16 protein-coding genes are annotated in these 17282 nt (G+C 62.7%); 5 read left to right on the top strand and 11 right to left on the bottom strand.

Features of this window, described 5'->3' with window-relative positions:
- Positions 1–59 precede the first annotated feature (59 nt).
- Positions 60–644, bottom strand: coding sequence for a hypothetical protein (locus tag C8C92_RS02290; RefSeq protein ID WP_099761076.1), 585 nt, complete (start codon positions 642–644; stop codon positions 60–62).
- 324 nt (positions 645–968) lie between these two features.
- On the opposite strand from C8C92_RS02290, the gene C8C92_RS02285 reads away from it, so the two are divergent.
- From C8C92_RS02285 to ybaL, 3 genes are all read left to right on the top strand, one after another.
- Positions 969–2411: a S41 family peptidase gene (locus C8C92_RS02285; RefSeq protein WP_116742919.1), complete on the top strand. Its 1443-nt coding sequence runs from the start codon at positions 969–971 to the stop codon at positions 2409–2411.
- A 177-nt stretch (positions 2412–2588) separates the two neighbouring features.
- Complete coding sequence (locus C8C92_RS02280; RefSeq protein WP_116742918.1) at positions 2589–3710, top strand: beta-ketoacyl-ACP synthase III; 1122 nt, start codon at positions 2589–2591, stop codon at positions 3708–3710.
- 210 nt (positions 3711–3920) lie between these two features.
- Positions 3921–5630: a YbaL family putative K(+) efflux transporter gene (gene ybaL / locus C8C92_RS02275; protein ID WP_099761079.1), complete on the top strand. Its 1710-nt coding sequence runs from the start codon at positions 3921–3923 to the stop codon at positions 5628–5630.
- A gap of 80 nt (positions 5631–5710) precedes the next feature.
- On the opposite strand, the gene C8C92_RS02270 is transcribed toward ybaL, so the two are convergent.
- Positions 5711–7756: an NADPH-dependent 2,4-dienoyl-CoA reductase gene (locus C8C92_RS02270; RefSeq protein WP_116742917.1), complete on the bottom strand. Its 2046-nt coding sequence runs from the start codon at positions 7754–7756 to the stop codon at positions 5711–5713.
- Positions 7757–7915: 159 nt separating this feature from the next.
- On the opposite strand from C8C92_RS02270, the gene C8C92_RS02265 reads away from it, so the two are divergent.
- Positions 7916–8497 (top strand): SRPBCC family protein, encoded by a 582-nt coding sequence (locus C8C92_RS02265; protein ID WP_243420089.1) that lies wholly within the window; start codon positions 7916–7918, stop codon positions 8495–8497.
- Between the two features lies 1 nt (position 8498).
- Here C8C92_RS02265 and C8C92_RS02260 read toward each other — a convergent pair whose 3' ends face one another.
- The 4 genes from C8C92_RS02260 to C8C92_RS02245 all read right to left on the bottom strand — a co-directional run bounded on the left by C8C92_RS02260 (position 8499) and on the right by C8C92_RS02245 (position 11074).
- Entirely contained in the window at positions 8499–8954 is a 456-nt protein-coding gene (locus C8C92_RS02260) for a hypothetical protein (protein ID WP_096233096.1), read from the bottom strand.
- A 45-nt stretch (positions 8955–8999) separates the two neighbouring features.
- Positions 9000–9440: a DUF2721 domain-containing protein gene (locus C8C92_RS02255; protein ID WP_071079926.1), complete on the bottom strand. Its 441-nt coding sequence runs from the start codon at positions 9438–9440 to the stop codon at positions 9000–9002.
- Positions 9441–9552: 112 nt separating this feature from the next.
- The gene (pip, locus tag C8C92_RS02250) at positions 9553–10509 is read right to left on the bottom strand and encodes a prolyl aminopeptidase (RefSeq protein ID WP_099761082.1); all 957 of its coding nucleotides are present in this window, start codon (positions 10507–10509) and stop codon (positions 9553–9555) included.
- 82 nt (positions 10510–10591) lie between these two features.
- The gene (locus C8C92_RS02245; protein ID WP_076564899.1) at positions 10592–11074 is read right to left on the bottom strand and encodes an Lrp/AsnC family transcriptional regulator; all 483 of its coding nucleotides are present in this window, start codon (positions 11072–11074) and stop codon (positions 10592–10594) included.
- A 165-nt stretch (positions 11075–11239) separates the two neighbouring features.
- Here C8C92_RS02245 and C8C92_RS02240 point away from each other — a divergent pair, with 165 nt between their 5' ends.
- Positions 11240–11860, top strand: coding sequence for a LysE family translocator (locus C8C92_RS02240; protein WP_243420088.1), 621 nt, complete (start codon positions 11240–11242; stop codon positions 11858–11860).
- Here C8C92_RS02240 and C8C92_RS02235 read toward each other — a convergent pair.
- The 5 genes from C8C92_RS02235 to C8C92_RS02215 all read right to left on the bottom strand — a co-directional run bounded on the left by C8C92_RS02235 (position 11797) and on the right by C8C92_RS02215 (position 17219).
- On the bottom strand, positions 11797–13233 hold the full coding sequence (locus C8C92_RS02235) for a hypothetical protein (protein WP_133250684.1): 1437 nt from the start codon (positions 13231–13233) through the stop codon (positions 11797–11799). The two genes, C8C92_RS02240 and C8C92_RS02235, sit on opposite strands and share 64 nt — an antisense overlap.
- A gap of 118 nt (positions 13234–13351) precedes the next feature.
- A complete protein-coding gene (phbB, locus tag C8C92_RS02230) occupies positions 13352–14092 on the bottom strand; it encodes an acetoacetyl-CoA reductase (RefSeq protein ID WP_096233088.1) in 741 nt (246 codons plus the stop codon).
- 212 nt (positions 14093–14304) lie between these two features.
- Entirely contained in the window at positions 14305–15483 is a 1179-nt protein-coding gene (locus C8C92_RS02225) for an acetyl-CoA C-acetyltransferase (RefSeq protein WP_116742916.1), read from the bottom strand.
- A gap of 212 nt (positions 15484–15695) precedes the next feature.
- On the bottom strand, positions 15696–16181 hold the full coding sequence (locus C8C92_RS02220; RefSeq protein ID WP_116742915.1) for a phasin family protein: 486 nt from the start codon (positions 16179–16181) through the stop codon (positions 15696–15698).
- A 129-nt stretch (positions 16182–16310) separates the two neighbouring features.
- Positions 16311–17219, bottom strand: coding sequence for a LysR family transcriptional regulator (locus C8C92_RS02215; protein WP_116742914.1), 909 nt, complete (start codon positions 17217–17219; stop codon positions 16311–16313).
- Between the last annotated feature and the right edge of the window lie 63 nt (positions 17220–17282).

Here is a 17282-nt window from a genome sequence, read left to right as displayed (position 1 = left end):
CCGCGCCAGGCGCTGCAGGAATGTAGCACGCGAGCATGGCCTTTGACCATCCTTGCCCCTCAGTTGCCGGGCAACGTCATGCCGGCGCCGCCGCTACCCATGCTCACGCCCGCGCCGCCCATGCCTCCCTTGCCGCCCTTGCGCGCGCTGCGTTCGCCAGCGGGCGCGCCGCGCGATTCACTGCGGGGCGCGGCGGCATCCATCACGCGCGCCATCTGGCCGGCGATGAACTGGGCCACCGCCTGGCGCTGCTGTTCGTCCAGGGCATCGTTGACGCTGAGCCACCATTCGCGCAGCTGCTTTTCTTCGGCCAGGCTCTGCGTGCTTTCCGTGTCCAGGCCCGCGAGCATGTCGCGCAACTCCAGCCGGGGCGTTTGCAAGCCCTGCGTCACAGCCGCTTGCAAGCGTTCACGGCGCACCTTGCGTTCGCGCAAGAGTTGACGGGTTTTTCCTTCCACCTGCTGCCACAAGGTGGTTTGATTCGCATTGAGTTTCAATTCCATCCTGAAATCGGGGGCCATCGGCAGCAAGTCTTCCAGGCGCATCTCGGCAATCGGCACGGCCGAAACGGTCAAGGCGGTGGTGCCCAGCAGGAAAGCCAGGCTGAGGCGGCGCACGGCGGGGAAAAAGGTCAGCGATGTCATGGGGGCTCCGGATAAAAAAAAGCCTGCGTCCGCAGACGCAGGCAAAACCACTTTGGGTCGAGAATGCGAGTCTACTATAGGGCCGCCGCACACGCTTTTTTTCGACTCTTACAAATGCTTACTCCCCTCAAGAGTAACTATACATCGCATACAAAACCGCAACATATGGCAAGCTGACAGCCCCGCTTTCGCGCGTAGACTGGGCCCAGGCACGCTTTTTCCACGGCCGGCCCACGCCGGCAGAGATTCAGGTCTATACTTTCAACAAAGCGCCGCTCCACGGGGACTGGCGCTTGTGCAAGACACGCTAGCTGCAAAGGTGCAATGATGGGCAAACTCAAAAATACCGGCTTGATTGGCCTGGGCGTGGTGGCCGGCGTCGCCGTGTCGCTGCAATTTTCAGCCATGGCGCAAAAGACCGTCGAGCCGCCCCTGCCGCTGGAAGAGTTGCGCCAATTGGCCGATGTGTTTGGCCTGATCAAGTCCGATTACGTCGAGCCGGTGGAAGACAAGAAACTGCTGGAAGACGCCATTTCCGGCATGGTCGCCTCGCTCGACCCCCATTCCGCCTACCTCGACAAGAAAGCCTACGCCGAGCTGCGCGAAGGCTCCGAAGGCAAGTTCGTCGGCCTGGGCATTGAAATTGGCCTGAGCGAAGACGGCTACATCAAGATCGTCTCGCCCATCGAGGATTCACCCGCCTACCGCGCCGGCATCAAGGCCGGAGACCTCATCACACGCCTGGATGGCCAGCCCGTGAAAGGCGTCAGCCTGGACGACAGCGTCAAGCGCATGCGCGGCGAACCGGGCACCAAGGTGACGCTGACCATTGCCCGCAAGGATGAACCGCAGCCACTGGCCTTCACCATCACGCGCGAGGAAATCCATCAAAAGAGCGTCAAGGCGAAGATGGTCGAGCCGGGCTACGCCTGGCTGCGCGTATCGCAATTCCAGGAACCGACCGTCGACGACATGGCCGCACAGATCACGGCACTATATCAACAAGATCCGAACATCAAGGGCATGGTGCTGGACCTGCGCAACGATCCGGGCGGCGTGCTGCAAGGCGCCATCGGCGTCTCGGCCGCCTTCCTGCCGAAGGACGCTGCCATTGTGTCGACCAACGGCCAGTTGCCGGACTCGAAACAGGTGTTCTATGGCCGCGCCGAATACTATACCTTCCGCGCGGAAGGCGATGCGCTGGCGAAATTGCCGGCCGCTATCAAGAAAGTGCCGCTGGTGGTGCTGGTCAACACGGGGTCGGCCTCGGCCTCGGAAATCGTCGCCGGCGCCCTGCAGGATTACCAGCGCGCCACCATCATCGGCACGCCAACCTTCGGCAAGGGTTCCGTGCAAACCATCCGCCAGCTGACGGCCGACACGGCCGTCAAGCTGACAACGGCCCGCTACTACACGCCGAACGGCCGCTCGATCCAGGCCAAGGGCATCGTGCCCGACCTGCTGGTCGATGAAAATGCGGACGGCGACGGCCTGAACGGCTTGCGCATCCGCGAAGCGGACCTGACCAAGCACCTGAGCAACGACCGCGACAAGGAAAGTACCAAGGCGGCCCCCGTCAACGACGAGATGGAAGAGCAATTGCGCATCATCGCCCTGGAAAAGACCCGCAAGCCGCTGGAATTTGGCAGCAAGGACGATTTCCAATTGCACCAGGCGCTGAATCACCTGAAGGGTTTGCCGGTGCAACTGGCCAAGGCCGAACCGGTGGTGGTGCAAGCCGATGTCAAGAAAGAACAGAAGAAGTAAACAGCACAGCCAGGGGGGCGCCATGCCCCCCGATAACCGGTCCACGCGACAAAAATCAATCTTCCGCCACACTTCCCCGTCTCGCGCAACACGAAACTCTCTACAGTCGAGCCCGTTTGTGTAAAATTTGCTTCACTTATCGGCAACGCGCCGATTGCCAAATTTGAAAGTTTAACCATGAAACAAGTCGTCATCAGCGGTACCGGACTGTACACGCCGCCATTTTCGATCTCCAACGAAGAGCTGGTCATCTGCTTCAATGCTTACGCGGAAAAGTTCAATGCCGACAACGCCGACGCGATCGCCGCAGGCACGGTGACGGCGCTGGAGCTGTCGAGCGTGGCCTTCATCGAAAAGGCATCCGGCATCAAGTCGCGCTTCGTGATGGAAAAGGAAGGCATCCTCGATCCGGCGCGCATGGTCTCGCGCATTGCGGAACGGGGCGATGACGAACTGTCCTTGCAGGCGGAAATGGCGGTCGCCGCCGCGCGCGATGCGCTGGCGCGCGCCGGCCGCACACCGGCCGACATCGACATGGTGCTCGTGGCGTGCAGCAATATGCAGCGCGCCTATCCCGCCATGGCCGTGGAAGTGCAGGATGCGCTGGGCATCGACGGGTATGGTTTTGACATGAACGTGGCGTGTTCGTCCGCCACCTTCGGCATCCAGCAAGCCGTGGCCGCCGTGCAAAGCGGCCAGGCGCGCGCCGTGCTGGTGTTGAATCCCGAAATCACCAGCGGCCACCTGAACTGGCGCGACCGCGACAGCCATTTCATTTTCGGCGACGCCTGCACCGCCATCATCGTCGAAGCCAAGGACACGGCCGTCTCTACGCACCAGTTCGAGATCATCGGCACGGAACTCAAAACGCGCTTCTCTAACGCCATCCGCAACAATTTCGGCTTCCTCAACCGTTTTGACGAGTCCGGCGTGGGCAAGGTCGACAAATTGTTCCGCCAGCAAGGCCGCAAAGTCTTCAAGGAAGTGTGCCCGATGGCGGCCGAGATGATCAAGGCGACCCTGGCCAAGGCCGGCGTGGAAGTGGCGCAAGTCTCCCGCTACTGGCTGCACCAGGCCAACCTGAACATGAACCTGCTGATCGCGCGCCTGATCCTGGGCCGCGACGCCGAGGCCAACGAAGCGCCCGTGATCCTCGACACCTACGCCAACACCTCGTCGGCCGGTTCCATCATCGCCTTCCATACCTATCAGGATGACATGGCGGCGGGCGCCATGGGCGTCATCTGCTCGTTCGGCGCCGGCTATTCCATCGGCTGCGTGGTCGTGCGCAAGGTGTAAGCGTTGGGAGCGATCTGCGCCTGATTGCCACAATTAGGCGCAGATCGCAGTCGATGGCATGCGTTCGGTGCCAGCTGGTCGAAGATATAGCGCAAATTTTTTGTAAAAAAAGCGGCAGGAACATTCCAGCCGCAGCTTTGTTGCGTTTATACTCGATCGCTGAACACCCTCTTTTTCCATCCGCACGTCCCCATAAGGAACCCACCACGCATGCCCCATGACATCAGTCTGATCACCACCATCGCCGCCGCCCTCGGGTTCGGCCTCATCTTCGGCTTCATCGCCGCGCGCCTGAAACTGCCGGCATTGGTCGGCTATCTGGCCGCCGGCATCATCATCGGACCGGCCACACCCGGTTTTGTGGCGAATGCGGAAATAGCCGGGCAATTGGCGGAGATCGGGGTGATGCTGATGATGTTCGGGGTCGGCCTGCACTTTTCCATCGACGATTTGTGGGACGTGCGCAAGATTGCGCTACCCGGCGCCGTCCTGCAGATCGGCGTCGCCACGGCGATGGGCATGGGCCTGGCCCACTGGTGGGGCTGGACCCTCGGTGGCGGACTGGTCTTTGGCTTGGCCCTGTCCGTGGCCAGTACCGTGGTGCTGCTGCGCGCACTGGAAGAGCGGGGCATCCTCGACTCGCTCAATGGCCGCATCGCCGTCGGCTGGCTGGTGGTGGAAGACCTCGTCACCGTGCTGGTGCTGGTGCTGCTGCCGGCGTTCGCCGGTGTGCTCGGCGGCAAGGTCGCGCCGGATGCCGAGGCCACCAGCCTGTGGCAAACCCTGGCCGTGACCTTGGGGCAAGTAGCCGGTTTCATCGTCTTCATGCTGGTGGTGGGCCGCAAGCTGTTCCCATGGATTTTGTGGCAAGTGGCGCGCACCGGTTCGCGCGAACTGTTTACCCTGTGCGTGATCGCCGCCGCCGTCGGCATCGCCTACGCTTCCACCAAGCTGTTCGGCGTGTCGTTCGCGCTGGGCGCCTTCTTCGCTGGCATGGTGCTGCGCGAGTCCGAACTCAGTCATCGCGCCGCGGAAGAGTCCTTGCCCCTGCGCGACGCGTTTGCCGTGCTGTTCTTCGTGTCCGTCGGCATGCTGTTCGAGCCGAATATCCTCATCGACAAGCCGCTGCAAGTGCTGGCCGTGTGCGCCATCATTATCTTCGGCAAGTCGATCGCCGCCTTCTTGCTGGTGATGGCCCTGCGCTATCCGCCAAAAACCGCCATCATCGTCTCGGCCAGCCTGGCGCAGATCGGTGAATTCTCGTTCATCCTGGCCGCCCTGGGCCTGTCCCTGGGCCTGATGCCGCAGGAAGGGCAAAGCCTGATCCTGGCCGGCGCCATCCTGTCCATCGCCCTCAACCCGCTCGTGTTCAGCATGGCCAAGCCACTGCTGCGCGTGATCGGCAACAGCGATTTCGCGCGCAAGTTCGAACGCACCACCGACCCGCTGGCCGAGCTGCCGATGACGGTGCCGCAGGAAAAGCTGTCGGGCCAGATCGTGCTGGTCGGCTACGGCCGCGTGGGCCGGCGTATCGCCGCCGCCCTGATGGAACGCGGCATTCATTTTGTCGTGGCCGAGGAAAACCGCGAAATCGTCGACCAGCTGCGCAAGCAGGGCATTCCGGCCGTGGCCGGCAATGCGGGCGAACCGGCGGTATTGATCCAGGCGCACATCACGCACGCCACCATGCTCGTCATCGCCACGCCCGATACCTTCCACGTGCGCGCCATGATCGAGACGGCGCGTGCGCTGAACCCCGCCATCCTGACGGTGGTGCGCACGCACAGCGAGGAAGAGGCGGAATTGCTGCGCGCGGAAAACGCGGGCAAGGTCTTCATTGGCGAGCACGAGCTGGCGAATGGCATGGCCGAGCACGTGCTGCAGAGTTTTGAGACGGCCAAGAAGGGGCATGGCCATTAAGGTTCTTTGAGGCCGAACCTCCAGCCCATGCAAATGCCGGGGTCGGTCCCTGAGGGTCCGACCCCAGTTTTTTTCAGGGTTTACAAACGCGCCGCCAGCTCCGCGCCTTCCCGTATGGCCCGCTTGGCGTCGAGTTCCGCCGCCAGCGCGGCGCCACCGATTTTATGGAAGCGCGGGCCGCCCGCCTGTAAGGGCTTGCCATCCTTGTCGACCGGCGGCATGAGTTCCGTCAAGCTGTCCTGGCCCGCGCAGATGACCACGTTGTCCACCGCCAGCAGGCGCTGCTCGCCGCCCACGGTGATGTGCAAACCCTGCGCGTCGATCTTGTCGTAGCTCACGCCGGCCAGCATGGCCACGCCGTTTCTCGCCAGGGCCGCGCGGTGCACCCAGCCCGAGGTCTTGCCCAGGCCCGCGCCCACTTTCGACGTCTTGCGCTGCAACAGGAAAATCTGCCGCACGGGCGCAGGCGCCACGGGCGGCACCAGGCCGCCGCCGCTCGCCGCATTCAAGTCCACGCCCCACTCGCCCGCCCACGTCGCCACGGATTGCGGCAGCGGGTGCGCCGGGTCGTGCAGCAAATACTCTCCCACGTCGAAGCCGATGCCGCCCGCACCGATGATGGCCACGCGCGCGCCGACGGGTTTCTTGGCTTGCAGCACATCCAGATACGACAGCACTTTCGGATGCTCGATACCGGGAATGGCCGGCAGGCGCACTTTGATGCCGGTGGCGACGATGACGTCGTCATACCCGCCGGCCAGCAATTGCTCGCGCGTCACGCGCTGCCCCAGGCGCAGCTTGACTTCCAGCAGCGCCAGCCGGCGGGCAAAGTAGCGGATGGTTTCCGTAAATTCTTCCTTGCCCGGTATCTGCATGGCCACCTTGAACTGGCCGCCCACGCTGTCGCTGCTGTCGAACAGGGTCACCTCGTGCCCGCATTCGGCGGCCACGCAGGCGGCCGACAGGCCGGCCGGCCCGGCGCCGACGACGGCCACCCGGCGCGGCACGGCCTTTTTTGCGTACACGAGTTCGGTTTCATGGCAGGCGCGCGGGTTGACCAAGCAGCTGGCGCGCTTGTTGGCAAAGGTGTGGTCGAGACACGCCTGGTTGCAGCCGATGCAGGTGTTGATTTCGTCGGCGCGGCCTGCAGCGGCCTTGGCGACAAAGTCAGGGTCGGCCAGGAACGGTCGCGCCATCGACACCAGGTCGCAGTCACCGCGTTCCAGGATGGCGTTGGCTTCATGCGGCATATTAATGCGGTTCGAGGCCACCACGGGAATGCTCACTTCGCGGCGCAAGCGGCCCGCCACACTGGCGAAGGCGGCGCGCGGCACCGAGGTGACGATGGTGGGCACCCTTGCCTCATGCCAGCCGAAGCCCGTATTGAGAATGGTCACGCCGGCCTGCTCCAGCGCCTTGGCGACCGTCACCACATCGTCCCAGGTATTGCCGCCCTCGACCAGGTCGAGCAGGGAATGGCGGTACATGATGATGAAGTTGGGGCCGACGGCGGCGCGGATGCGGCGCACGATCTCCACGGGCAGGCGCATGCGGTTCTCGATCGTGCCGCCCCAGCGGTCCTGGCGCAGATTCGTGCGCGCGCACAGAAACTGGTTCAGCAGATAACCCTCGCTGCCCATCACTTCGATGCCGTCGTAGCCGGCCTTTTGCGCCAGGCGCGCGCAGCGCACGTAGTCGCAGATGGTGCGCTCGATGCCCCGCTCGCTCAAGGGACGCGGGCGGAACGGCGAGATCGGCGATTTTTTCGCCGATGCCGAGACGACGAACGGTTGATAGCCATAGCGGCCCGCATGCAGGATCTGCATGACGATCTTGCCGCCCTCCTCGTGCACGGCGCGCGTCACCTTGCGGTGATTCGGCACGTCGCCGAGGAAATTGAGGGTGCCGCCGAACGGCAGCAGCCAGCCCTGGCGGTTCGGCGAGATGCCGCCCGTGACGATCAGCCCGACGCCACCGCGTGCCCGTTCGCGGTAAAAGGCGGCCAGCTTGCCATAATGATAGAACCGGTCTTCCAGGCCCGTATGCATGGATCCCATGATGACGCGGTTGCGCAAAGAGGTAAAACCCAGGTCGAGCGGGGCCAGCAGATGGGGATAGGCAGTCATGGTCGGTCCGATAGATGGTGGTATGCAGGCCGTACGGTAACAAGCATTGCTGGCTACCGCAGTGTATTTCTCTAGACCGGGAGTTCTAAATCGCCGGACGCGCCCGCCGGCGATGGGTACAGCTTGTGCCGGGCGCTAGTTTCCCGTAGGCTAGGTGGCATGAAGCGACTCTTCCTCTGCCTGCTGGTGCTGTGCGCCGTCCCCGCGACCGCGCTGGCACAGGCGATACGCCTGGACAAGCTGAAGGTCGAGGTCAAGCGCATCGAGGTCGACGGGCAGCGCATGTATGAAGTCGATGCCAGCGGCAGCGTGCAGGCGCCGCCGGCGTCCGTGTGGAAGACCCTGACCACCTACGAGCGCATGCATGAATTCGTGCCCGACCTCAGTTCCTGCCGCGTGCTGTCGCGCAATGGCAATGAAGTCATCATCGAGCAGCAGGGCATGGCGCGCTTCCTGTTCATGAACCACGCCATCCGCCTGGTGGTGCGGGCCACGGAAACGCCGTTGACGGCCATCGACATCGCCCTCATTTCGGGCGACATGCGGCATTACGAATCGCGCTGGAATCTGTATCCCATCCCCGAGACGGGCGGCACGCGCATCGTCTTTTCCAGCCGGCTGATGCCGGGCTTCTATGTGCCCGGCATGCTGGGCACGACCATGATACGCGGCGATATCGAGCGCATGATGGCGGCCGTGCTGGCCCGCATCGACAGCCAGCACGCGGAAAAGGCAGGCTAAATCAAGCCAGATACGTATCGCGGTCGCGGATTTCCGCGAAATTTTCCAGGCTGCCCAGTTTGACCGTGACGGGGTTCAGGCTGGCCTGCGGCTGCATCGAGCGCCAGGCGAACAGCCATTCCTGCTCGGGCGCTTCGGCGCGCGTCTTGGTGAAGGTCGCGCCCAGGGCCGCGCGCTGGCCGTATTCGACGACGCCGTCGATGCCGGCCCAGCTGGGCAAGGTGCGCTGCACGGCGCGGTGCAGGCGTTCGCCGAATTCTTCCGTGTTATGGATGATCAAACAGGCGTCGGCCGGAGCGAACAGGTCGAACAGGTGCTTGTCCCACACTTGCGAAAAGCTGAGGGTCAGGCAATTGCCCGCTGGTATCAGACGGAACTGGCCCAGGCTCAGCGCCAGCTCGAGTTCGCTGCGCTGGCCGTAGCGGTGCAGGGTGGGGGGACGTTTGTAATCGTGCATGCTTGACTCGTTCTTAATATGGAAGGTAAAACCGGCGCTGCCCGCCTAGCGGGGCGGGCGAATATGGCGCCGGATGCGCTGGGCAGTGGCGGCCAGGTAAATCTCGCGCAGCAAATAGGTGAAGCAACCGATCAGGCAAATCACGGCCAGCACGAAGAACACGGCGATGTATTTATCCAGCGTCAGGTTCATGATATCGCCCAGAAACAGCATGGCGATGATGATGCAGACGAAGAAACCGCAGGCCGTGCTCAGCGAGATCGAATAATTGATCAGATGGGTACGCGTATACAGCGTATCTAACTCATCCATATAGAAATCGTTGTAACCGATGTCGAGCCGGTCTTCCAGCACGCGGGTGCGGTCGATGATGCGGCCCAGGCGGTTGGTCAGCACGACCAGCATGGTGCCGATGCCGGTCAGCAGGAAAACCGGCGCAATCGCCAGCTGGATGATATGGCCGATGTCGCCGATCTGTATGTTCATGGATAAAAAGTCGTGGGTTCACACCGACGCCCGATCCTGGCGCCAGCACAGGCCGTAGTGTAGCAGGTGGCGCACGCCGGCTGGCCGCTTTGCCAACCGGCGTGTTGAAATGTCATGCGAAGCCGCGCCCCGGGACGAAGCGCTCGGTGGCGCGCACCAGCGCCGAAGCGATACCGTGCTCGAGCGCGCCATGGCCCGCGTCCGGTATCATCTCGAGCTGCGCGCCGGGCCATGCCTGCTGCAGGCGGTAGGCCGACAGAGGCGGGCAGATGGCGTCGTAGCGTCCCTGCACGATGACGGCCGGCAAGTGCGCGATGCGCCCCATGTTGCGGATCAGCTGGTCTTCCTCGAAGAAACCGAGATTGGCCATGTAATGCGATTCGAGCCTGCCCACGCCCAGGTCCAGCGCATCGTTCGGCGCATCTTCCGGCTGTGGCATCAGGTACACGCGGCGGCCCTCGAAGCGGCTCCAGGCGCGCGCGGCAGGCCAGTACACGGCGGGATCGCTGCTGAGGATGCGTTGCACGTAGGCGGCCAGCAAGTCACCCCGCTCCTCTGCCGGAATGGGCGCGGCAAATTCTGCGTACAGTTCCGGATAGAACCAGCGTACGCCTTCGATGAACCAGTCGATTTCCGCCTGCGTGCACAAAAAGATGCCGCGCAGCACGAAACCGAGGCAAGCCGCCGGATGCGCCTGGCCATACGCCAGCGCCAGGGTCGAACCCCAGGAGCCGCCAAACACCAGCCATTGATCGATGCCGAACTGGGCGCGCAGCACTTCGATATCGTCGATCAGCAGCTGCGTCGTATTGTTGCGCCATTCACCCAGCGGCGTGGACTTGCCGGCGCCGCGCTGGTCGAACAGGATCACGCGGTAGCGCTGCGGATCGAAGAAGCGGCGGTGCTGCGGCGACAGGCCCGCGCCCGGGCCGCCATGCAGGAACAGCACGGGAATGCCGTCGGGATTGCCGCACTCTTCCCAGTAAATGGTGTGGATGTCATCGACCGCCAGCATGCCGTGCCGGTTCGGCGTCAGGGCGGGAAACAGGGGCGACAGGGAATCGGGCATGGCGAGCGGTCCTTGGAATGGCGGTCAGGGCGCCAGGCACGATTCCTGGCAACTGTCCCAATTATAGTGTGCCGCCGGCGCCTCAGGCCAGCAGCAAGGGCAGGCGGTTCGACGACTTGATTTCGCGCATCGACAGGCTGGACTGGATTTCCGCCACGCCGGGCAGGCGGCGCAACACCGTCGAGACGAATTCGCCATACGCTTCCAGGTCGCGCGCCACCACTTGCAGGAAATAATCGGCTTCGCCCGCCACATTGTGGCACGACAATATCTCGGGAATCGTCGCGATGGCTTGCTCAAACTGCGACGGCTGCTCGCCACCATGGTTGGCAAACACGACCCGTACAAATGCCACCAGGCCGATGCCCAGTTTCTTGCGGTTGAGCAAAGCCTGGTAGCCGGTAATAAAACCCTCGTCTTCCAGGCGGCGCAAACGGCGCCAGACGGGGGTTTCACTGAGCTTCAAGCGCTCGGCCAGGCGCGCGTTGGACAGCCTTCCTTCATCCTGCAACAGCCTGAGTATCTGCAAATCGGTGGCGTCGAGGCTAACTTCTGAAATTTTCATCTATTTTTTGTTTTTATAGGAGTGGAATCCACCCGAATACTAGGGCATGCAGGGCAGGAAAAGCAAGCACATTTCATCGCGACAAGAACATAATGGGGTCCGGCGAGCATGCGGCAAACTGCCGTTGCTCCCGCCCTTACTTTTTGCCTGTGACCGAGCTGCACCATGTCCGATTCTACCTTCCTGATGTACCTGCTGGCACTGACCGGCGCCTTTTTATTACCCGGCCCCGACATGGCGCTGGTGCTGGCGACGGGCGCCGCGCGCGGCGTGGCCACGGCGCTGGTGACGGCGCTGGGCATCGCCGGCGCGCGCGCCGTGCACGTGGCACTGTCGGGCGCGGGCCTGGCGGCATTGATGGTCACGCATCCGCAAGCCTTGCAGTGGGTCAAATGGGCGGGCGCCGCGTATCTGCTGTATCTGGCGCTGCGCCTGCTGCAGTCGGCCCTGTCGAAAAAGACGGCACAGGAAGAAACCGCCCCCGCCACGGCGCACGGCGCCCGCGCCAGCCTGGTGCGCGGCTTCCTGACGAATCTGCTCAATCCGAAGGCACTGCTATTTTGCAGCATGTTCCTGCCGCAATTCGTCGTCGGCAGCGAGCACGTTGGCATGCAATACCTGCGTCTGGGCGCGGTCCTGGTGCTGGTGGGCTTGCTGTTCGATGCCCTGTACGCCGTGCTGGCCGCGCGCCTGGCGCGCCGCCTGCGCGGCAAACCTTCGCCTTACGGCAAGTTCGTGCTGCCCACCGTCTTCGTCTTGCTGGCCGGGCGGCTGGTGCTGGGCTGAACGTCAGGCGCAAGCGCCGCCCCGCCGGCAAAAAAGGCGGGATAGTCGTGCAACAGGCTGCGCTCCAAATCGTTGACCTTGCGAAATTGCCGCAGCGACGGCGCCATGGCCCGGCCCGCATCCCAGCTGCGCCAGGCGTTCGGCGCATCGAATTGCGCGTATAGCGCGTCGCCCAGGTCCTGGTACGCGGCCGCCATGTGCGGCTTGGCCTGCAGTACTTGCAGATACAAGGCCATCGCTGCCTGCCGTTGCCCCAGTTTGGCGCGCAGATTTCCCTCGAACAAAGCCAGTACCGGCTGCTCCAGGCCGTGCTGCTGGCGCAAGCCCTGCACGGTGGCCAGCGCGGCCTGAATGCCTTCCTTGTCCTTGGCCAGCAGTGCCCGCGTCAAGTCATGGATGGGCTGGCACGCCTGCATGGCCAGTTGCTGCTGCGGCGACAGTTTGTCGACCAGCGCCCCCGTGGAAAAATGATCTTCCAACATGCTCAAAAAAGCCTCGAAGGGTTTTTCTGCCGCAAACAGGCGCTCCGCTTCGACGCGCAGCGCCGGATGCTCCTCGGGTCCCAGCGGCGGCAACCGCGCCGCCTGCGCCAGCACGCGTTCGAGCACCGGTGCATCGGCGGCCAGCGGGCGGGGCCGGTAGGCGGCCAGGGAATACGTGGCGGGCGCGCCCGCCGTCATGGCGCTGATACGGAAATGGCGCGCGACTTTGCCAGCCATCTGCTGGTGATGCAAGGTGAATGCGGCGGGAATGCGCTTGCCGTCGGCCAGCATTTTCAGCACCAGCGGATGACACCCCCAGGTGTAGCGCAAATACTGGGCAAACGCCGTCGCATCGTCGCCGCTGACGGGGCTTCCAGCAATATCCAGGCGCAGCAGGGGCTGCTCATCGAGCGACCACAGTACGGCGCCGTCGAGCACTTGTGGCAGCAAGGGTCCTCGCCGCTTGTTGTCCAGCACCGACAACGCTTGTTCCTCATACACAGGCGGCGTTGCGTGCTGTTCAAGGCCGCTCAGCTTCAACATGCCGGCGATCCCCTGCCGGTGGTGCAGCTCGGCGGCGCGAGAACCCGCCACGTCGAACAGCGAATACGTGTCGTAGGTGGACGCCGCCGTATCGATCATGTAGCGGCGGCGCGTGGCAAAATCGAGCACGGACAAGGTGTGGCCGTCGCGCACGCTGATGAAATGTTCGCCCAGCACGACGTCGCTGTCCTGCGTCTCGCGCGCGGGCAGGCTGGTGTTCACGCCGGGCTTGTTGACGCGCTCGGTAGTCACCGTGACGTGGAACGCGACGCTGGCCTGGGCCGCGCTGGCGCCCAGGAAAAGGATGGCGGCCACACTGGCGCGACGCAAGGCAGGAACAAGGGGCATGGAGAGTGATGCGGTGAAGAAATGCTGATTCTAAGGCAAATCCCGCACTCCCCTTGTTTTGTTTGCAAGCATAAAAAAAGACAGCCGCAGCTGTCTCTCTGTTTTACCTCAACAACGATTACGACATGTGCTGGCCGCCGTTGATCGAAATATTCGCGCCCGTGACGAACGCGGCTTCATCAGAAGCCAGGTAGGCCACCAGACCGGCCACTTCTTCCGGCTTGCCCAGGCGCGCCATCGGAATTTGCGGGATGATTTTGCTGTCGAGCACTTCCTGTGGAATTGCCATGACCATCTTGGTGCCGATGTAGCCGGGCGAAATGGTGTTGACGGTGACGTTCTTGCGCGCCACTTCCAGCGCCAGCGACTTGGTGAAACCGTGCATGCCGGCTTTCGCGGCCGAATAGTTGGTCTGGCCGAAGGCACCCTTCTGGCCGTTCACGGACGAGATATTGATGATGCGGCCCCAGCCGCGTTCCACCATGCCGTCGCAGACAGGCTTGGTCATGTTGAAAACGGAGTCGAGGTTGGTGCCCATCACGGCATCCCAGTTCGGCTTGTCCATCTTCTTGAACGTCATGTCGCGCGTGATGCCGGCGTTATTCACCAGCACGTCGACAGGACCGATGTCCTTTTCCACGGCAGCCACGCAGGCAGCGGCCGAATCGTAGTCGGCCACGTCGCACGGATACGCCTTGAAGTCATAGCCCATGTCCTTGGTCGTCGCCAGCCAGTCCGCGACCTTCTGATTGCCTGGAGAATAGGTCGTGACCACGCGATAACCGAGCGCCGCCAGCTTGAAACACACCGCTTCGCCCAGACCACCCATGCCACCAGTTACCAATGCAACTCTTGCCATTTTTCATCCCCTCAGTGTCGTTCTATTGCTAAAAAGTTAATTATTTAGGTAAGGCAGTCCACAACCATTGAATCACGGCGGCAAACCGCGCCGCATCCAAGCGTAGCGAGCGGCGATGATTTGCGGCTAAGAAGCGCAACCGTGTTCCAACACGGTGAGCATCGCAGGCCGCAAAGCGCGCCGCGCAGTAGCTTGGGTGCGGTGCCAGCTACTTAGTCGCGCTCGATCGCCAGAGCCACACCCATGCCGCCGCCGATGCACAATGCGGCCAGGCCTTTCTTGGCGTCGCGGCGGATCATTTCGTGGATCAGCGTGACCAGGATGCGCGCGCCGGAGGCGCCGATCGGGTGGCCGATGGCAATCGCGCCGCCGTTCACGTTGATCTTGCTGGTATCCCAGCCCATTTCCTTGTTGACGGCAATCGCTTGCGCGGCAAACGCTTCATTGATTTCCATCAAGTCCAGCTCTTCATGCGTCCAGCCGGCTTTTTTCAGGCACAGACGCGAAGCCGAGACAGGGCCCATGCCCATGACGGCCGGGTCCAGGCCCGACGAGGCGTAGGCCTTGATGCGTGCCAGCGGCTTCAAGCCCAGTTCTTTCGCTTGCGAGGCCGACATCATGATGACGGCGGCGGCGCCATCGTTCAGGCCGGAAGCATTGCCGGCGGTGACGGTACCGTCCTTGGCGAACGCAGGGCGCAGGCCGGTCAGCGATTCCAGGGTCGAGCCGGGCTTGATGTATTCGTCGCTGTCGAAGACCACGGTGCCTTTTTTGTTGGCGATTTCCAGCGGCAGGATTTCATCCTTGAACTTGCCCGCTTTTTGCGCCGCTTCCGCCTTCAGTTGCGACTGCAGCGCGAATTCATCCTGCTCGGCGCGCGTCACTTCGTATTTCTTGGCGACATTTTCCGCCGTGATGCCCATGTGGTACTGGTTGTACACGTCCCACAGGCCGTCGACGATCATGGTGTCGACCATCTTGAAGTCGCCCATGCGGAAACCGTCGCGCGAACCGTTCATCGCGTGCGGCGAGGCGCTCATGTTTTCCTGGCCGCCGGCGATGATGATGTTGGCGTCGCCACATTTGATCGCTTGCGCCGCCAGGTGTGTAGCCTTCAGGCCGCTGCCGCATACCTTGTTGATGGTGAATGCCGGGATGGAGCTGGGCAGGCCAGCCTTGATGACAGCCTGGCGCGCGGGGTTCTGGCCGACGGCAGCCGTCAGCACCTGGCCCAGGATCGCTTCGCCGATCAGGTTCGGGTCGATGCCGGTTTGTGCCAGCAAGCCCTTGATTACATGCGCGCCCAGTTCGGACGCAGGAATCTTGGCCAGACTGCCACCGAATTTGCCGACTGCGGTACGGCCGGCGGCCACGATTACGACATCATCCATTTATTTCTCCGATATGCAGGCCACGAGGGCCAAGGTGAAGGTGTTAATACAATCCAATGAATCCGGGAAGACACAGCAAGCTGTGTTTCATTCTAGCGTGGCCTACGCCACAGTTCCAGCGCCACACCGCAGGCGACAACGATGGCGGCCTGCCCTGCAGTGGCGGCGGGCGGCCTGGCGCGGCGGATAGCCGCTGCCGGGCCGCGACGCGCCTACGCTTGACGAGCGGGACGCGTGTTTTTGTTTTTATCATACCCTTCATCGGCGCCGCCGAAAGTGGTTTTTAGAAAATTATTGAAGGGAATAATCAGGGGCACGGGCGTTTGCTTTACCACCTGCACCAGCTCGCCAAATTTTTGACGCGATGCAGCAAACTCACCCTTTGTCACGGTGTCGAATTTCTCCTGGGTTTCTTGGGCAACATCCTTTGCCTGGCGGCCATATGCACCGATGCGCTCGATGGCCAGTTGCGACTGCGTGCGCGACAGTTCCAGCAGCGCTTGCGTATCCTTCGCGGACAGCAGCTGATTGCCCGCCACCGTAGCGGCCGCCAGCGCCGCGCGGGCCGCGTCGAGCTGCAAATCCAGTACGCTGGCGCCGCTCTCGACGGCGGCCTGGGCATACGCTTGCGCGCTGATCAATTGTGCTTCCACCACAGCCTTGCCGGCGAGTGCCCATTGCTCGGAAAATGAAAACATCGTGTTCCTCCCCAAAGAGTAGGCAGCGCCATGTTGCGCCGCACAGTGCTCAACTGTAAGCGGTGGTTCATTGCTGAACCTTGATATTTATCAAGCTTTGCTGTTGGTTTGTTTCCAACTCAACGTTGATCAGGACAACAACTTGATACCATCGAGCGAGGCCGCGCACTGCTCGCGTATCACGCTGACGAAATCGCGCACATACGCCTTGTCCTGCAACTGCTGCGGCACGGACACGTACAAGTCGCTCCACAGGCCATGCTCGCCCACCGGACGCGCCACCACATAATCGTAATCGACGTAATTCTTGATGGCCCAGTTCGGCAAGGCGGCGATGCCGCGCCGGCTCGCCACCAGTTGCAGCACGGCCACCGTCAATTCCGCCGTGCGGCGTTCAAACTCGATGCCGGCAGGCCGCAGCACTTCGCGGATCAGATCGATGCGCTCCTCCGGCACCGGATAGGTGATCAGGGTCTCGCCCGTAAAGTCGGCCGCCACGAGCCGGCGCTGCGCCTGCAGCCGGTGCTTCTGCGCCATCACCACCAGCATTTCAAAGCGGAACAGGGGAAACACGGTGAAATCGGGGCCGTAAGGCGAACCGATCACGAGATCGGCCTCGCCCGAGCGCAGCAAGTCCGCCGGTTCGCTGTGAAAGCCCGACACCAGGTCGATCTCCACTTCCGGCCAGCGCTGGCGGAACGCATCCATCACCGGCATCAGCCAGTCGAAGCAGGTATGGCATTCGAGCGCCACGCGCAGCTGCCCCTTGTCGCCCTGCGACAGGCGCGCCACGTCGCGCTCGGCCAGCTCGATCTCGGGCAGCAGCTTGTCGGCCAGCTCCAGCAGCCGGCTGCCCGTGGCCGTAAACGCGATCGGCATCGACTTGCGTTCGAACAGGGGCGCCTTGTAGCGCTCTTCGAGCAAGCGGATCTGGTGCGACAGCGCCGACTGGGTCAAATTGAGCAGCTGCGCGGCGCGTACCAGGCTGCCGGAGGAACGCAAGGCACTCAGGGTGCGCAGGTGGCGGATTTCTAGCATCGGGGAAATGGATTCTGTACGTGAATTATTTTCATGTTATTCGGCAAAATGTTTCGTTTTGAT

The organism is Janthinobacterium sp. 78 (assembly GCF_003096775.1).
In the GTDB taxonomy this organism is placed as follows: domain Bacteria; phylum Pseudomonadota; class Gammaproteobacteria; order Burkholderiales; family Burkholderiaceae_D; genus Janthinobacterium; species Janthinobacterium tructae.
The sequence above is the reverse complement of the archived record's forward strand: the minus strand, read 5'-3'. Positions and strand labels throughout refer to the sequence as shown.

Bases quoted from the DNA above. Each gene is read 5' to 3' on its own strand.
- C8C92_RS02290 (WP_099761076.1), bottom strand. From the start codon at position 644: ATGACATCGCTGACCTTTTTCCCCGCCGTGCGCCGCCTCAGCCTGGCT.
- C8C92_RS02285 (WP_116742919.1), top strand. From the start codon at position 969: ATGATGGGCAAACTCAAAAATACCGGCTTGATTGGCCTGGGCGTGGTG.
- C8C92_RS02280 (WP_116742918.1), top strand. From the start codon at position 2,589: ATGAAACAAGTCGTCATCAGCGGTACCGGACTGTACACGCCGCCATTT.
- ybaL (WP_099761079.1), top strand. From the start codon at position 3,921: ATGCCCCATGACATCAGTCTGATCACCACCATCGCCGCCGCCCTCGGG.
- C8C92_RS02270 (WP_116742917.1), bottom strand. From the start codon at position 7,756: ATGACTGCCTATCCCCATCTGCTGGCCCCGCTCGACCTGGGTTTTACC.
- C8C92_RS02265 (WP_243420089.1), top strand. From the start codon at position 7,916: ATGAAGCGACTCTTCCTCTGCCTGCTGGTGCTGTGCGCCGTCCCCGCG.
- C8C92_RS02260 (WP_096233096.1), bottom strand. From the start codon at position 8,954: ATGCACGATTACAAACGTCCCCCCACCCTGCACCGCTACGGCCAGCGC.
- C8C92_RS02255 (WP_071079926.1), bottom strand. From the start codon at position 9,440: ATGAACATACAGATCGGCGACATCGGCCATATCATCCAGCTGGCGATT.
- pip (WP_099761082.1), bottom strand. From the start codon at position 10,509: ATGCCCGATTCCCTGTCGCCCCTGTTTCCCGCCCTGACGCCGAACCGG.
- C8C92_RS02245 (WP_076564899.1), bottom strand. From the start codon at position 11,074: ATGAAAATTTCAGAAGTTAGCCTCGACGCCACCGATTTGCAGATACTC.
- C8C92_RS02240 (WP_243420088.1), top strand. From the start codon at position 11,240: ATGTCCGATTCTACCTTCCTGATGTACCTGCTGGCACTGACCGGCGCC.
- C8C92_RS02235 (WP_133250684.1), bottom strand. From the start codon at position 13,233: ATGCCCCTTGTTCCTGCCTTGCGTCGCGCCAGTGTGGCCGCCATCCTT.
- phbB (WP_096233088.1), bottom strand. From the start codon at position 14,092: ATGGCAAGAGTTGCATTGGTAACTGGTGGCATGGGTGGTCTGGGCGAA.
- C8C92_RS02225 (WP_116742916.1), bottom strand. From the start codon at position 15,483: ATGGATGATGTCGTAATCGTGGCCGCCGGCCGTACCGCAGTCGGCAAA.
- C8C92_RS02220 (WP_116742915.1), bottom strand. From the start codon at position 16,181: ATGTTTTCATTTTCCGAGCAATGGGCACTCGCCGGCAAGGCTGTGGTG.
- C8C92_RS02215 (WP_116742914.1), bottom strand. From the start codon at position 17,219: ATGCTAGAAATCCGCCACCTGCGCACCCTGAGTGCCTTGCGTTCCTCC.